Raw genomic sequence first — 15040 nt, 5'->3', positions numbered from 1 at the left:
CCGCATGATAGCGACGGCCGCGACCTCAGCAGGTCAGCCGCCGAACACCGGCAAATCTAGTTGTCGCCACCGGCAAAAGTAATTGTCGCCAGACACCCGGTGCTTGCAATTACTGAACCGCTTCTATGGAAAGGGCTTCGAGGCCTACCCCAAGACGGCGAACGTCGGAACTCATACCTAAGTCACTGGGCGACGTTGGTTGTGCCGAGTGAATCTCCATAACATTCGATCCAGCTGTATTATCAAAGTACAGTGAGAATTGATCTATCCCTGACGTCGGCATAAAGGCTTCTTCCTTTGTGCCGACGACCACCCTCACCGGTTTATCGGCATTCGGCCCAAATGCTCGGACGCGCAGATGAACGACAAAACGTTTCGGGAGTGACTGCGCGAATCGTAGCTCGACGTACGGAAACATATTCGCGTCCGACCAGCGCCCCCAGGTCTCCGGAACTGATAACCCCCGCACCCCGCTTAAGAATTTTGGTAAGGCTTCGCGAGAAAAGTCGATTCGTTCATGCAGCATTGTGTAATCGATCAAGCCCTGCCGATCGACCACAAAGTGAGCTCGTCTCATAATAGCCTCTGCACTTTCACCGGGAGGCAGCTGTTCGATCGGTCCTAAGGAACGGAGATCAAAAAGAAGCTGATCGCTACTTTTACTAACGGCTACAGGGCCGGTGCCGAGGATATGTGTTAAACGACCCACAATCGCGGCCGCATTGTCCGCGTATCCCCGCTTGTCCAAATAAATGGCACTGAAACCGAGTCGGCGGATGATTGCGATTTGCAGCTCCATGGGTTGCTCCGCTAGTGCGCGCAAGAAAAGGTCAGGGAGGCGCCCCTTAATAGGTCCGTAGCTCCATTTGAATGTCGTTGATTGAAGATAGCCACGCGCTAAATCATAAGAGCCCAGACGATTTTGAGGCGGCGCCTCAGGGAAGCGCACGTAGGGGAGAACGTAGATAGCGGCTCCAGCGGGCATTACCTTTCCGATTGCAGCGACGAAGTCGGCGTCGTTTTGGAATTGGGCGAGATTCGCAGCGGCGCACTTGTCGCAGGGCGGAGTCGTTTGGTCCCATATTGCGACGACGGCGAGCGTGCTGCTTATCAGTGTTGTCGCTATGACCGCGCTGCGATACTTGTTCAGCCAGGCGTCGATCACTAGCAATGCGCCGAAGATCGATGTAAAACCAATAAAGACGCTCACCCGGTTCCATGCGCGGATCAACGGGCTAATGAGAATGCTGAATAGCGAAGAAAATCCTCCGATCGTGCAGAACAGCAGAAGACTGAGTGTGATCAGCGACAACAAGTAGAATTGCTGCCGGCGCGGTGCGACTCTGGTTGGAAAAAAGAAGCCTGCAAGCAATGCGAGAAATCCAGCGGCGCCGATCATGCCAAGCGGTGACATGGCATTTTCGTTAACGAGCGGAAAGGACGCTGAATAGGAATGGTTGAATTCAGCAAGCGGCTCAGAGCGATGCTCCGGGCGGGGTAGTAGGAGTTGAGAAATCTTCAATCCGTAGGTTTCCGACTCAGCAGGTGAGCGCTGAGCTGTCTCTTGGTCCGCGCCGTTGATCAACCGGTAAGCGATGTTAGGCGCGACATTAATTGCTATACCGAGCGTGACCACAACGGCAGCAACGATCGACGTCCCTGCGGGTCGAAAGGAGTGCATCCATGCACAACGCGCGGCTCCGGCGGTAACCATTGCTATCACACCGAAGCACGAGTAGTACACACCGAAGCAAGAGAGCAGCATAAGCGCGGCGATATCGATAACTGAGCGCGCGGCGTTCTGGCGCGGATCAAAGAAATTCATGTCGCCGCTGAAAATGCGAAGCGCGAACCAAACGAAGCAGGGAGATGGAAAATACCAAGTGTAAAAGAGATGCCCCAGCCGCAAAAAATGGAAGGGCAGTATGGTAAATACAAACGCGCCTGCGGCGCTCAAATGGCGCGATATGCTAACGTTTCTAAAGACGGCGTATGCCAGGAGGGCGTTTATCGGAAATCCAATAAAGTAGTAGATATTGAATGCGAGTCCTGCGCTGCCCGTTATAACTCCGAACAACTTTAGGGCGAGAAGGCTGCCGGTGTCTGGAATAGGGTAATCGTAGAGGGTCGAACCAAACGGGAATCCCATTGAGCTACTATGGAAAATCCACGCGTTTTCCATAAGGCGTTTGATCAGGGTTAGGATCAAAAGTCCATCGCCGGAATACAGCAAGGGCACGTGCAAGTCGGCATGCTTTCCCCCAACGGCCCGCCAGGCGATAAGCAGCGAGAGCGCAGCAAGCGCGACAGGCGTGCCCCATCGCAACATCACACTTTTAGCTCGCGATGTCGCAATGGATCGATTTGTAGCGAAATCCATCTTGTGACGAGGCTCCGATGCGTTAAGCTGCTGCGGCGGGCGAGTCGACTTTATTAGTCACGCATGTTTCTACAACGCCGGCGTGCAACGAACTAGCGCCGATTCTTTCGCGTTCAACGACAAGCGGGCGCTTCTGTGCATACGTCAGAATCGCTCCGACGTATTCACCGAGCAGTCCGATGAAGAACAACTGCACGGAGGAGAAGAAGAACAGGCCGATGAGCATGGGCGCGCTACCCATAGTGAAACTGTTCCAGTACAGGAGTTTCAACACCAGGTACACGAGCGACACGCAAAGACTGGCCCCGGACAGCAAGAATCCGCCTATGGCGGCAAGGCGCAACGGCACCTTGGAGTGCGAGGTTATTCCGAGCATGGCGATATCGTAGAGCGTATAGAAGTTGTTCTTCGATATCCCTCTCTTACGGCGGGGCTGGACGTAGGGAATTTGAACCGCGTCGAAGCCGATTTCACAAATAAGTCCGCGGAAGTATGGGTACGGATCGTCAATCTTCCGCAGAATCTCAATGATCTTGCGGTCGTAGAGTCCAAAGCCGGTGAAGTTCTGTATGAGCTTCACGTTGGCAATGCGCGTAACGAGCCGGTAGTACATTCGGCGGAGCGCAAAGAAGAATGCCGACTCCTTTGCCTCAGGCTTAACTCCGATGACGATGGGTGCGCCGGCAAGCCATTTCTCGATGAATTCACGCATCAAGTCGGGCGGATCTTGTAGGTCCGCCACGAGCAAGACGACGGCATCGCCTTTGGCTTGAAGCAAGCCATGCATCGGCGAGCGGATATGCCCGAAGTTCCGTGCGTTCACGATCACGCTGACTGCCGGATCGCTCCCTGCGATTTTGCGGAGGATGCTGACAGTGGCATCCGTCGATGCGTTGTCAATGAACAGATGATCGTAGGTGATTCCCGGAATCGCCGAGAGAACGCGGCGAGCCTCACTATAGACCGTCTCGACGTTCTCCTCTTCATTAAAACAGGGGGTAACGACCGTAATGTGTTTCATGGCAGGTTGAATACGAATCGACGATTTAGGATGAACGCAATGAGGCTGAGTGGTCCGAGCGTAATCGCATTGGCCAGGTAAAGACCTGTACCGAGCTCGAGTGCGAGACGTACTCCACCGAGGTTCAAGATGTAGATAAGCGAGTAAACAGCGACAAATCGCAAAAAGCGCGAGTGCGGCGAACCGTTGAACACAAGCCGACCGACGCTCTGAAAATTGAACAGCACGCCACCAATCGTCGCGAGACCGATCGCTGCCGGGTATGGCATACCAAAATACGTTAGAGCGGCGAAAAGCGAGTAACCGAAGATTGTGTTTAGGCCAGCCACGACGAGGAATCGCAGCAATTGCCACATCGTCGCTCGTTGCTTCGATTCAGCGCGCACGTCATCTCCGAACGTCACGTTCGCGCGACCTTTATTGGTATTCGACATGTTCACGGAGCACCTTGCGGATCCGGTTTTCGACATCTGAGAGACCCAATCCATGGCTTTCCATCAAGAAAGGGTAGTTGCCGCAGAGGGTGCTGAACTGGTCGGGAATGCCGATACGCAGGAATGTGCCGACATATCGACCGACGAGAGACTCAGCAACGGCGCCGCCGAGGCCGCCGTAGATGGAATGCTCTTCAAACGTGACTACAGCCTCGCGCCTCTGCGCGAGTCTGCGTAGCGATTCTTCGGGAAATGGTTTGAGGCATGGCACGGATACAACGTCTGCATTGCCGATTGCTGCTGCAATCTTTTGTGCAAGCTTTAACCCCGAGCCAGTTGCGACGAACAAATGCGGCGCGTTGCTGGTCGTCACTGGAATGAGTTCTCCATTCCACTTCGCCAACGGGCCAGCGTGCACGTCGCCCAGATCGGCTTTCCCCATGCGCAGATAGGCGGGCCCCGAACTCTGCATGATCCGATCAAAGCACGCAGTCAGTTCAAAGCGATCCCCGGGCGAATAGATCGATACGTGCGGCACGGCCCGCAATGCGGCGATGTCTTCGGTGCTTTGGTGACTCGTGCCAAGATGTGCATAGACAACGCCAGCGCCGTCACCGATGAACGTTACCGGCAGGTGTTCATAGCAAACATCGATCTTGATCTGCTCAAGCACACGTATCGGCACGAATGCTGCCAGCCCGTAGACCACAGGCCGGAATCCGGCCTTCGCCAGGCCGGCGGCGACGCCCACCATGTTTTGTTCAGCGATGCCGCAGTTCATGTACTGATCAGGGCATGCTTTGCGAAATGGGTCGAAGAGCGCGTAGCCGTGGTCGCCGGTCAGCAGAAGAAGCTTTGGGTCCCTTTGGGCCGCAGCAACAAGTGCACTCGAAAAAGCATCTCTCATGCGTTTTCCTTTAGTTCTGCTACGGCAGATTCGTACGTTCGCAGGTCGAGGCGTGTGTAGTGCCAGACGTTGTCATTTTCCATAAACGATACGCCCTTTCCTTTGACGGTCTTCGCGATGATGGCTTTCGGCCGGCCGTTCTTCCGGCTTCTCGTATCTGCATACGCGGAATCGATGGCGCGTTCATCGTGCCCGTCGACTGCCGTCACATCGAAATCGAATGCAGCGAATTTGCGTTCGATGTCGCCTAGGCCAATAACTTCGTCGGTCCTGCCCATTGCCTGAAAGCCGTTCACATCGACGATAACGATCAAGTTGTCAAGCTTGAACTGCACGGCGAAGAGCGCCGCCTCCCAAATCGTGCCTTCGTTGAGTTCTCCATCGCCAACAAGGGCATAGCACATCTGGCCGGTCTGCTCCCTTTTTGCGGCGAGTGCGAGACCGACACCGACTGACAAGCCGTGGCCGAGCGAGCCTGCCGTCACTTCGACGCCGGGCACGTGCGCATCTGCCAAACCTTTGAGTCGTGTGCCGTTTTCGAAATAGCGGGCGAGCTCGTCGTCAGGCAGCCATCCGATCTCATTCAAGCAAGCGTATTGAGCCATCACGCCATGCCCTTTGCTAAGCACCATGTAATCGCGATTCGGCGATTGCGCATCCAACGGGTCAAAGCGCAGATGATTACGGTAGAGCACGGCGAGCAGCTCAACAATCGAGAATGCGCAGCCTATATGGACAGTCGATCCGGCAAAAGCCATGTCGAGAATCGTCTTCCGTAGATGGGTGGCATCGAACTTGTTCATACGATCACCGATGTGTGCGGTGCCAGTTGATTGTCTTGGACAAAGCGACCTCGAGCGACGTGAATGCGTCGACGCCGAGCGCGTTACGAGCCTTCCGTGTGTCCGGAACGTATCGCGGAGGAGCTTCGTCGCCCGTTGCTGCCGGCACGGTCACGGCCGGCGCCCGCGATTCGCTGATGAACTCAATTTGTGTTGCCAGTTCGGCGATGGAAATCGCACGTTCGGATCCAACGTTGTAGGCCTGTCCACTTTCGCCACGGTTCAGCATTCGCAGTAGCCATACGCACAAGTCGGCCATATACAGATAACTGCGCACCGGCCGGCCGTCGCCCTTCAGGGTGATTTGTCGCCCCGCCAGCGCGTCGCGGATAAAATTTCCTGCCGCGAACGGGCCGTCGAGCGGAATCGCTGGACCGATCAAGGCGTAAATTCGTGCAACGGAGACGTGCAAGGCATGTTGTTGCGCATACACGCAGGCTAGCCATTCGGCAGCTCTTTTGCCTTGACCATACGCTGTGCTGACGTCGAGCTGATCCGGGGCGCCTTGGAACGTCTCGGGCACCTTTAGGAGGGAAGAGGGCTGCTTGCCGTAGACGGCTCCGCTGGACGTGAGCAGAAAGCGCGACGCGCCGTTGCTAAGCGCCAAGTCCAGCACGCGCCGTGTACCAATCACGCCAGCGTCGAAAATTCGCAGCGCGTCAGCAGCTTTGCTCGTGTCTGCAACATCGGTTGCCGCATGAATGCAGACATCTATAGCGCCTATGTCCCCGTCGAAATCCGTGACGTCGCCTTTGACGAGGGTGATCCCCGAAGCGTTGAACAGATGAGGAGCGTCTGCGCGAGCCCGATCGGGATCGCGACTCAACACCACCATTTCGATGCGCGAGGACGTCACGCGATTGGCCCGCTGTACCACCTCCAGTAGCCATGAGCCGACGAATCCTGTACCGCCTGTAATGAACAGTCGTGCCCGATCGAACCTGGCCCATACGTCCGCGGTCCACTCCAAGACTTGATCGAGATCTTCCGTCGGCAACGCTTTTCGCATGGACTTTGCGCTTAGAAATTGACGCCGAGGAAAGTCTCGATCTTCTCAGCGACGAAATTGAGCATTTCTCGGTCAAGACCCGGGTAGACGCCCACCCAAAAGGTCTGATTCATTACGATGTCCGTATTCGTGAGATCGCCGCTCACGCGATATTCTCGGCCGATCATGTACGGCTGCCGCGTGAGGTTGCCGGCGAACAGCAATCGGGTGCCGATTTTGTTTTGATCGAGGTAGCCGAGCAGGTCGACGCGGCGCACTTCGGCTTCCGGTTTGAGCGTTATTGGGAAGCCGAACCACGACGGCACCGAATTTGGCGTGGCGTGCGGAAGGATCAGGAACTCCTGGCAGCTTGCCAGCCGATCGTGCAGGTATGCAAAGTTCTCGCGGCGAGCCTTGATGAATCCTTCGAGGCGGTCCATCTGGGCAAGCGCACAAGCGGCCTGCATGTCAGTAATCTTGAGGTTATAGCCGAGGTGAGAATACGTGTACTTGTGATCGTAGCCTTCCGGCAGGTTTCCAAGCTTCCAGCAGAAACGCTTGCCGCAAGTATTGTCCTTGCCGGGCGCGCAGTAGCAATCGCGTCCCCAATCGCGGAATGATTCCGCGATGAGTTTCAGATCGGGGTCGTTAGTGAACACCGCGCCGCCTTCACCCATCGTAATGTGGTGGGCGGGGTAAAAACTCAGCGTACCGATGTCCCCGAACGTGCCAACCAATTGCCCGTTGTAGGTGGCGCCGAGCGCGTCGCAGCAATCCTCCACGAGCCACAGCTTGTATTTCTTGCAGAGCGCGGTGACTACGTCGAGGTTGTACGGGTTGCCGAGCGTATGAGCCAGCATGATCGCCTTCGTTTTCGGCGAAATGGCGGCTTCGATCTTAGACGCATCGATGTTGTATGTGCCGAGTTCGACGTCGACAAACACCGGCACGGCGCCGAACTGCATGATCGGATTGACGGTCGTTGGAAACCCTGCTGCCACACCGATCACTTCATCACCGGGCCGGATCGCTCGATCGCCGAGCTTTGGGGAGGTTAGCGTGGATAGGGCAATGAGGTTGGCCGACGAGCCCGAGTTCACCGTAATCAGGTGATTGACGCCGAGGAACTCGGCGAGCTTCTTCTCGAATGCTTCGTTGAACCGCCCAGTAGTCAGCCATCCGTCCAGGGATGCTTCGACCATCAGTTCCATTTCGTGCGCACCGACCACTTTGCCGGACGGCGGAACTGCCGTCTGTCCCGGCTCGAACGCAGGACGCTGACTGGCAAGCGCGCCGTACTGGCGGACGAGCTCGATAATATGTTCGCGAATCTGATCTTTGTTCATGGTTGCTCAGGATTGGGTGTATGCGTCGATTTGCGCCAGCGTGACGGCGCGCATATCTTCTCCGCGTGCAGCGGCCTTGTGCCAAGCGACGATTTCGTCGAGGGCGCGATCGAGATCCCAGCGCGGGCGCCATCCCAGGCGGCCGCGTGCTTTCGAGCAATCGAGTCTCAGGTATGTCGCCTCGTGGGGATGATCACCGCCGTCAAGCTGCCACCGTGCGTTCTCTCCCCACTGGGAAGTAAGGCGTCCCACGATCGCCTCTACGGGGCGTGCGTCTGCATCGTGGGGGCCGAAATTCCATGCCTCGGCATGGCGAACTCCTTGAGAGTACAGACTTTCCGCGAGGATAAGGTAGCCGCTCAGGGGTTCCAAAACGTGCTGCCAAGGGCGGACCGCGTAAGGATTGCGAATCTTCACCGTCTCGCCGTTTGTGATGGCGCGCATGATGTCCGGAACGAGTCGATCAGCTGACCAGTCGCCGCCGCCGATTACGTTGCCGGCTCGTGCGCTTGCGATCGCAACGCCGTGCGTCGAGTACGTTGACGGATTGAAGAAAGAGCTGCGATATGCAGCGGTGACGAGCTCAGCACAGCCCTTACTGCTGCTATATGGATCGTAGCCGCCCATTGGCTCGTTCTCGCGGTAGCCCCAGTCCCACTCCCGGTTTTCATAGCACTTGTCTGTCGTCACGATGACGACGGAGCGAACGCCTTTGACATGCCGGATCGCATCGAGGAGATGGACGGTACCGAGCACATTCGTTTCGTATGTTTCTACAGGGTTGACATACGAGGCGCGCACGAGCGGTTGGGCCGCCATATGGATCACAATCTCCGGCGCGGCGGATTCGATGGCACTCAAGATGCGTTGGCGATCGCGAATGTCGTCGATGACCGATTCGATGCCGTGTCCCACGCGGGCAAGCTCGAATAAGTTCGGAGCCGTGTCAGGAGTGAGCGAGAAGCCGGTAACCCGGGCTCCCATTGCAGTCAGCCAAAGCGTGAGCCAGCTACCCTTGAAGCCAGTATGACCCGTGACAAAGACCTTCTTGCCTTGCCAGAATGTCTCTTGCGCCATCACCACACTTTCCATGGGGCCCTGCCCGACTGCCAGAGCTCTTCGAGGTGATTCTTGTCCCTGAGCGTATCCATTGGTTGCCAGAAACCATGATGTTCGTAAGCGGACAGCTCGCCATCGTTGGCAAGATGCTCTAACGGTTCGCGCTCCCACACACAGTCGTCGCTGTTTATCAGATCGATAACTTTGGGGGACAAGACGAAAAATCCTCCATTTATCATTGCGCCGTCACCTTTCGGCTTTTCCTTGAAAGAGCTGACCCTCTTGTCGCGAATGTCGAGCGCCCCAAAGCGACCGGGCGGATACGTCGCGCTCAGAGTTGCTAACGTTCCGCGTTCTTTGTGGTACTCGACGAGCGAGGTGATATTGATGTCGCTGAGACCGTCCCCGTAGGTGAAGCAAAACGCTTCGTCGTTCTTAACAAAATCTCTCACGCGGCGCAGTCTGCCGCCAGTCATCGTCAGTTCGCCTGTATCCACCAACGTCACCTTCCACGGCTCAGCGTATCGTTGGTGAACTTGCATTTCGTTGCTGCGCATATCGAATGTCACATCCGACATATGCAGAAAATAGTTCGCGAAGTACTCTTTGATCATGTAGCCCTTGTAGCCGCAACAGATCACGAACTCGTTGATGCCGTAAGCCGAATAGATTTTCATGATGTGCCAGAGGATCGGCTTGCCCCCAATCTCGATCATTGGTTTCGGCCGATTGACCGTGTCTTCCGAGATTCGCGTCCCAAGTCCGCCTGCAAGAATTACCACTTTCATTGGAGTCCTATGGGTTCGGTGGTCCGGGCTTTCATCGCGCGAGTTGCACAGTCCCAGGCGGGCGTTGCGCGGCGCTCTAGGCTCGGCCTGACAAAGTCGCATGGCGACTCAGCGATAGTAGAAAACGTTCCGCGCTGCAGTCCCGCTACAGCAACGGCAAAGGCGCTGAGCGTTCAGATTGTAACGTCTGGTAAGGATCCCGTAGTATATCGGAATATCCTTACGGGGTAGTCAGGAGTTTCCTACATGGTCGTCGCGCGTCAAGACGGACGACCCGGGAACTGCTCAGCCACGTCCGATGCGATCGGGGCTCCAAGGCTCGGCTCGCCTGTTCTGCCAATCCCGGAAATGACGCTGCTCTGTTCCCGCCGAGCAGAGCGAGGGCGCTTGGCTGTATTTCCTAGCAGTGCAGCCGGCGCATGCATCGTCGCATGACCGAGTTAAATGATCGGTAGGGCGCGAGCAAGGATCAGCACGTCGCCTCGACTTCTGGTTGAGGAGGTTGATCAAATTCGCGATGCATGCCGGAGCCGGTGACCTGGATCCGCACTGGATGCTCCAGCACGAGCATGTAAGTCAGATCACGCTAGATTACCTCATACCGATCGAAAGATTGGATGTGCTTGAGAAACTCATCGGTCTTTGCAGCGGAGACGGCATAAACATCGGACGGTCAAACGTCAGACCGGTCGCGACCACAGCACCCAAGCGGATTATCGATAGTTCAATCCGCAATCTCATCGTGGACGTCTATTGGTTGGACCGGCGAAGACGCCAAGAAATGTGCTGAGTTCCTTGATACACGTTTGCTTGGGCGCCAGCACTTGGAGCCTTTTTCGAACGATCGTCGCTAGTTCGCGATGCGCTGCCTCTGGCCGTCTATTCGTCTTGGCCTTGCAACAGCATTGCGCGCAATGCCAAGGAGGCAATGCGAACGGCGACCGACCGCGGGAGTGATTCCTTCATCGATGCATATGCGGTTCTCGTGACCTGCTCCGCTTGGCCGCCGATTCCTAACGTCGTCCGCACAACAGCGACTTGGGACGATCGGGGTCGCAACAGTGCCGGGGGCGGCCTCCGAGAAAGGCGGCTTGACGGGCGTGCAGTCCGATATAATGTGCGCTCGCCCGGACGGTTGTTTGTGTTCGTAACATGCACGGGAGCCACTGAGAGAGGTCGCCGGTGACGGGCGCCCGCCGGCCGCAAACCTATCTGTTCTACGCGTCCGCACCGACGTAAGAGGGCTGGCACTACCACAATGAATGTTCGATGCCGCTATTCTCAAACGACCGTTTGCGGTCGAACTGAAGGGTGACGTCGATGCTACGCCGACGCAAAGCCTCATGGCTGTCCGTTTGTGTGTTCCTATTCGACCTTTGCGCGGTTATGGGAGCATGGCTTGCCGCGTATTTCATTCGGTTCAACGGTTCCGTCCCGCTCGATTTCATGCACGGCGGGCTAAAGTCGCTCGTCTGGGTCCTTCCGGCATACGGCATCGCGTTCCGGACCTTCGGCCTGTATCGGGGCATGTGGGTCTTCGCAAGCCTGCCTGACCTCATCCGAATCTCGAAGGCAGTGACGGCAGGCGCTCTGCTCACGATGATTGCTTCGCTGATGGTTCAGCCGATGCCCATCACGCCGCGCTCGGTTCTAGTCGTGTCACCGTTGCTCGTGCTGCTTTTCATGGGGGGCGCTCGAGCGCTATACAGGACTACGAAGGAGTTCTACCTCTACGGCGCGTTGATGGCCCAAGGGAAGCCAGTCCTCATTCTTGGGGCAGGCAACGCGGGCGCGAGCCTCGCGCGCGAACTGTCCCGTTCCAAAGAGTGGCGGCTGGCCGGTTTGCTCGACGATGATCCGCTGAAGCAGGGACGCGAACTTTACGGCTACAAAGTTCTCGGCGCGATTGGAGATCTTCCGCGCTATGCGGCGTCATTGAAGATCGATCACGCAATCATCGCAATGCCTTCCGCTTCGGTCGATGCACAGCGCCGCGTCGCGACACTCTGCGTGCGGGCCGGCGTTCGGGCGATGGTTCTGCCCGCCTTGACGACGCTGGTGCCAGGACAGGCTGTGCTCTCGCAAGTCAGACAGATCGATCTCGAAGACCTCCTTGGCCGGGAACCGGTGAGCATCGATACTGAGCACGTAGAAGGATTGCTACGAGGCCGAGTTGTCATGGTGACTGGCGCCGGCGGTTCCATCGGTTCGGAGCTATGCCGTCAAGTCTTACGGTTTGCGCCCGCTCAACTCGTTGCCCTCGACCTTTCCGAATTTGCCGTTTATCGACTGACCGAAGAACTGCGCGAGCGCTTCCCTGAACTGTCGGTCGTACCGATTGTCGGCGATGCAAAGGATTCACTGCTGCTAGACCAGCTCATGTCACGCTATGTGCCGCATATTGTCTATCACGCGGCCGCATATAAGCACGTGCCGTTGATGGAGGAGCTGAACGCATGGCAGGCCGTCCGAAACAACGTGCTCGGCACCTACCGTGTCGGGCGCGCTGCGATTCGGCATGGCGTGAAGCGCTTCGTGCTGATTTCGACCGATAAGGCGGTAAATCCTTCCAACGTAATGGGCGCGAGCAAGCGCCTCGCCGAAATGGCGTGCCAGGCCCTGCAGCAGACGAGCATTGTTACGCAATTCGAGACGGTGCGTTTCGGCAACGTACTGGGGAGCGCTGGCAGCGTAATCCCGAAATTCCAGCAGCAAATCGCCAAGGGCGGACCGGTTACGGTGACGCACCCGGAAATCACCAGATTTTTCATGACGATTCCGGAAGCATCGCAATTGGTCTTGCAGGCGTCCAGCATGGGCCATGGCGGGGAGATATTTATTCTGGACATGGGGCAGCCGGTGCGAATCGTTGATCTAGCGCGGGATCTCATTCGTCTTTACGGATACACGGAGGAGCAGATCAGAATCGAATTCTCGGGGCTGCGTCCGGGAGAAAAGCTCTACGAGGAACTGCTCGCCGACGACGAGACGACCACGCGTACACCTCATCCAAAATTGCGCATCGCTCGTGCGCGTGAGGTACCGGACAGCCTGCTCGACGAACTCCTCCCGTGGCTCATGCAGCATCGCGTGGTTGCGGACGACGAAGTCAGGCGCGATCTGCGCCGCTGGGTTCCGGAGTATCGTCCGGTGTCGGCGCAATTGCTGCAGAGCGTGCATTCCCGCGCGATATCGGCGAGCCGTTCTTGAGGGGCGGCTCGTGGCTTCCCCAGACAGTGCGGTGCAGAGGCATCGGATGCGTATTGCAGTAAGCGGTGCCAACGGTTTCGTTGGTCGCGCGTTATGCGTCGCGCTCCATGAGGCGCATCAGGATGTGATCGCGCTCGTACGCCGTTCCGGAAATCATGATCCACGCTGGATCGAACTCCTCATACACGATGACAACTTTGCCTCGTTGGCCGCGGGGCAGCCGGAGCTCGGTCGCTGCGATGTATTCGTTCATCTGGCGGCGCGTGTGCACGTCATGCGCGACCGCGTAGCCGATCCGCTTTCGGTCTATCGAGCCGCCAATGTGGACGGTGCGCTCAATGCGGCTCGCGCAGCGCTGCATGCCGGTGCTCGCCGATTCGTGTTCGTCAGTAGCGTGAAAGCACTTGGCGAAGGGGAGCCGGGGCGACCCTGGCGCGAGGACGACCAGCCGGTACCTGTCGATCCATACGGGATATCCAAGAGGGAAGCGGAAATTGCGCTATCCGAGTACGGCCGCGCCAATGGGATGGAAATCGTTATCGTTCGGCCGCCGCTAGTCTATGGGCCAGGGGTGCGAGCCAACTTCTTGAGTCTGACGAAAGCCATTCAAAAGGGTATTCCGTTACCGCTCGGCGCGGTTGTCGCTCGGCGCAGCATGGTCTACGTGGGTAATCTCGCGGATGCGATCGGCCTGCTGGCGACGAATGCGGGCGCGCTCGATGGCGTCTTTCATGTGACTGACGGCAACGACCTGAGCGTTGCAGAAATGATCCAAGCGATCGCAGATGCCCTGGGCCGGCGAGCCCGGATCGTGCCTGTACCGATCGCCTGGCTGCGCGCAGCCGGAAAACTGCTCGGACAGTCAGCGCGGATCGAACGGTTGACGGGGCCTTTGCGCATGGAGACGATCAGGCTTCGCGAAGAACTTGGCTGGGTGCCACCATGGACGGTATCGGAAGGCCTCGCCGAGATGGTGCGCGGCCTGGAAAAGCATAGGGTTGACATCCCGTGATCACCGCGCTGCCATCGTTGCTCCTGACCGGCGGTATAGCCGCAGCCGTTTGCTTTGCAGTCCTATTGGTTCTGCTGCGTACGGGGTGGGCTGATGCGATAGCTATCGACATCCCCAATCACAGATCGCTGCATGTGAAGCCGATCCCGCGCGTGGGGGGATGGGGTGTGGTCCCCGCTGCATTGCTGCTTATCGTAATCGGGGCACCGGTCCTGCGTTGGATAGCGCTGGGTGCGCTCGTGCTGGGCGCCGTATCGCAGATAGACGATCGACGCGGGCTCTCCGCACGTTCACGATTCATCGCGCACATCGCTGTTGCCGGTGCGGCAGTGGCGGCAAGCGTCGTGCATATCGATGCGTGGCTTGCCGCCATAGCCGTCATTGTGGTTGTATGGATTGTGAATCTCTACAACTTCATGGACGGCTCGAACGGTTTGGCTGGTGGCATGGCTGTTTTTGGGTTCGCGACCTATGCAATCGGTGCTGCGCCGTCGCAGCCGCAACTGTCCCTCGCTGGGGCCGCTGTAGCCGGCGCGGGTCTCGGTTTTCTCATCCTCAATTTCAATCCTGCGCGAGTCTTTCTCGGCGATATCGGCTCAGTTCCGCTCGGTTTTCTCGCTGGCGCTATGGGCTTTTGGGGATGGCAGCATGGCGCTTGGCCGGTCTGGTTTCCGGCGCTCGCGTTCGCTCCATTTTTTGCTGATGCAACCGCGACGTTGCTGCGCCGCCTCGCGCGGCGCGAAAGGGTATGGGAAGCTCATCGTGAGCACTACTACCAGCGCCTCGTCCAGCTTGGGGCTTCCCACGTTCGCGTTGCCTTGTTCTACTACTCGCTGATGGTGGGCGGTTCCGCGATAGCGTTGATTGCGATGTACTTGTCGCCGATTGTCCAGTGGGCGCTCGTCATCGCTTGGTACCTGACGCTCGCGGCCGTCGGTGGCCGCATTGATCTGCGCTGGAATGCATTCCAGAAATCTCGGGCAGCGGTACCTCGATAAGCCATACTTTGATGAAATCGCGGACGGGTTGCCGACCACAGTTCGGCTTCCCAAT

General features: G+C 57.5%; 12 protein-coding genes. 3 read left to right on the top strand and 9 right to left on the bottom strand.

Translation table 11 applies throughout. From position 1 onward, the window contains the following. Positions 1-109 precede the first annotated feature (109 nt). From B0G57_RS28765 to rfbF, 9 genes are all read right to left on the bottom strand, one after another. The gene (locus B0G57_RS28765) at positions 110-2380 is read right to left on the bottom strand and encodes a DUF7024 domain-containing protein (protein ID WP_189595316.1); all 2271 of its coding nucleotides are present in this window, start codon (positions 2378-2380) and stop codon (positions 110-112) included. A 22-nt stretch (positions 2381-2402) separates the two neighbouring features. Further along, entirely contained in the window at positions 2403-3401 is a 999-nt protein-coding gene (locus B0G57_RS28760; RefSeq protein ID WP_018442341.1) for a glycosyltransferase family 2 protein, read from the bottom strand. Next, positions 3398-3757: a GtrA family protein gene (locus tag B0G57_RS28755; RefSeq protein WP_223258608.1), complete on the bottom strand. Its 360-nt coding sequence runs from the start codon at positions 3755-3757 to the stop codon at positions 3398-3400. Before B0G57_RS28755 ends, B0G57_RS28760 begins: the two co-directional genes overlap by 4 nt. Before the next feature lie 61 nt (positions 3758-3818). Next, positions 3819-4742: a transketolase family protein gene (locus B0G57_RS28750; protein ID WP_020566386.1), complete on the bottom strand. Its 924-nt coding sequence runs from the start codon at positions 4740-4742 to the stop codon at positions 3819-3821. After that, complete coding sequence (locus B0G57_RS28745; RefSeq protein WP_018442338.1) at positions 4739-5545, bottom strand: transketolase; 807 nt, start codon at positions 5543-5545, stop codon at positions 4739-4741. Before B0G57_RS28745 ends, B0G57_RS28750 begins: the two co-directional genes overlap by 4 nt. 4 nt (positions 5546-5549) lie before the next feature. Continuing rightward, positions 5550-6593 carry an NAD-dependent epimerase/dehydratase family protein gene (locus B0G57_RS28740; RefSeq protein WP_018442337.1) on the bottom strand — a complete coding sequence of 348 codons (1044 nt, stop codon included), beginning with the start codon at positions 6591-6593 and terminating at the stop codon, positions 5550-5552. Positions 6594-6604: 11 nt separating this feature from the next. After that, positions 6605-7918, bottom strand: coding sequence for a lipopolysaccharide biosynthesis protein RfbH (gene rfbH, locus B0G57_RS28735; protein WP_018442336.1), 1314 nt, complete (start codon positions 7916-7918; stop codon positions 6605-6607). A gap of 6 nt (positions 7919-7924) precedes the next feature. After that, positions 7925-8995, bottom strand: coding sequence for a CDP-glucose 4,6-dehydratase (rfbG, locus tag B0G57_RS28730; RefSeq protein ID WP_020566385.1), 1071 nt, complete (start codon positions 8993-8995; stop codon positions 7925-7927). After that, a complete protein-coding gene (gene rfbF, locus B0G57_RS28725; RefSeq protein ID WP_020566384.1) occupies positions 8995-9765 on the bottom strand; it encodes a glucose-1-phosphate cytidylyltransferase in 771 nt (256 codons plus the stop codon). Before rfbF ends, rfbG begins: the two co-directional genes overlap by 1 nt. Positions 9766-11085: 1320 nt before the next feature. Between rfbF and B0G57_RS28715 the strand changes: the two genes are divergently transcribed. From B0G57_RS28715 to B0G57_RS28705, 3 genes are all read left to right on the top strand, one after another. Beyond that, positions 11086-12975, top strand: coding sequence for a polysaccharide biosynthesis protein (locus tag B0G57_RS28715; protein WP_026229980.1), 1890 nt, complete (start codon positions 11086-11088; stop codon positions 12973-12975). A 46-nt stretch (positions 12976-13021) separates the two neighbouring features. After that, the gene (locus B0G57_RS28710) at positions 13022-13987 is read left to right on the top strand and encodes an NAD-dependent epimerase/dehydratase family protein (protein ID WP_051090086.1); all 966 of its coding nucleotides are present in this window, start codon (positions 13022-13024) and stop codon (positions 13985-13987) included. 134 nt (positions 13988-14121) lie between these two features. Further along, entirely contained in the window at positions 14122-14985 is an 864-nt protein-coding gene (locus B0G57_RS28705; protein WP_018442328.1) for an MraY family glycosyltransferase, read from the top strand. Positions 14986-15040: the final 55 nt, after the last annotated feature.

This window comes from Trinickia symbiotica, from assembly GCF_002934455.1.
In the GTDB taxonomy this organism is placed as follows: domain Bacteria; phylum Pseudomonadota; class Gammaproteobacteria; order Burkholderiales; family Burkholderiaceae; genus Trinickia; species Trinickia symbiotica.
This window is presented reverse-complemented; position numbering and strand designations above follow the sequence as displayed.

Bases quoted from the DNA above. Each gene is read 5' to 3' on its own strand.
- B0G57_RS28765 (WP_189595316.1), bottom strand. From the start codon at position 2,380: ATGGATTTCGCTACAAATCGATCCATTGCGACATCGCGAGCTAAAAGT.
- B0G57_RS28760 (WP_018442341.1), bottom strand. From the start codon at position 3,401: ATGAAACACATTACGGTCGTTACCCCCTGTTTTAATGAAGAGGAGAAC.
- B0G57_RS28755 (WP_223258608.1), bottom strand. From the start codon at position 3,757: ATGTGGCAATTGCTGCGATTCCTCGTCGTGGCTGGCCTAAACACAATC.
- B0G57_RS28750 (WP_020566386.1), bottom strand. From the start codon at position 4,742: ATGAGAGATGCTTTTTCGAGTGCACTTGTTGCTGCGGCCCAAAGGGAC.
- B0G57_RS28745 (WP_018442338.1), bottom strand. From the start codon at position 5,545: ATGAACAAGTTCGATGCCACCCATCTACGGAAGACGATTCTCGACATG.
- B0G57_RS28740 (WP_018442337.1), bottom strand. From the start codon at position 6,593: ATGCGAAAAGCGTTGCCGACGGAAGATCTCGATCAAGTCTTGGAGTGG.
- rfbH (WP_018442336.1), bottom strand. From the start codon at position 7,918: ATGAACAAAGATCAGATTCGCGAACATATTATCGAGCTCGTCCGCCAG.
- rfbG (WP_020566385.1), bottom strand. From the start codon at position 8,995: ATGGCGCAAGAGACATTCTGGCAAGGCAAGAAGGTCTTTGTCACGGGT.
- rfbF (WP_020566384.1), bottom strand. From the start codon at position 9,765: ATGAAAGTGGTAATTCTTGCAGGCGGACTTGGGACGCGAATCTCGGAA.
- B0G57_RS28715 (WP_026229980.1), top strand. From the start codon at position 11,086: ATGCTACGCCGACGCAAAGCCTCATGGCTGTCCGTTTGTGTGTTCCTA.
- B0G57_RS28710 (WP_051090086.1), top strand. From the start codon at position 13,022: ATGCGTATTGCAGTAAGCGGTGCCAACGGTTTCGTTGGTCGCGCGTTA.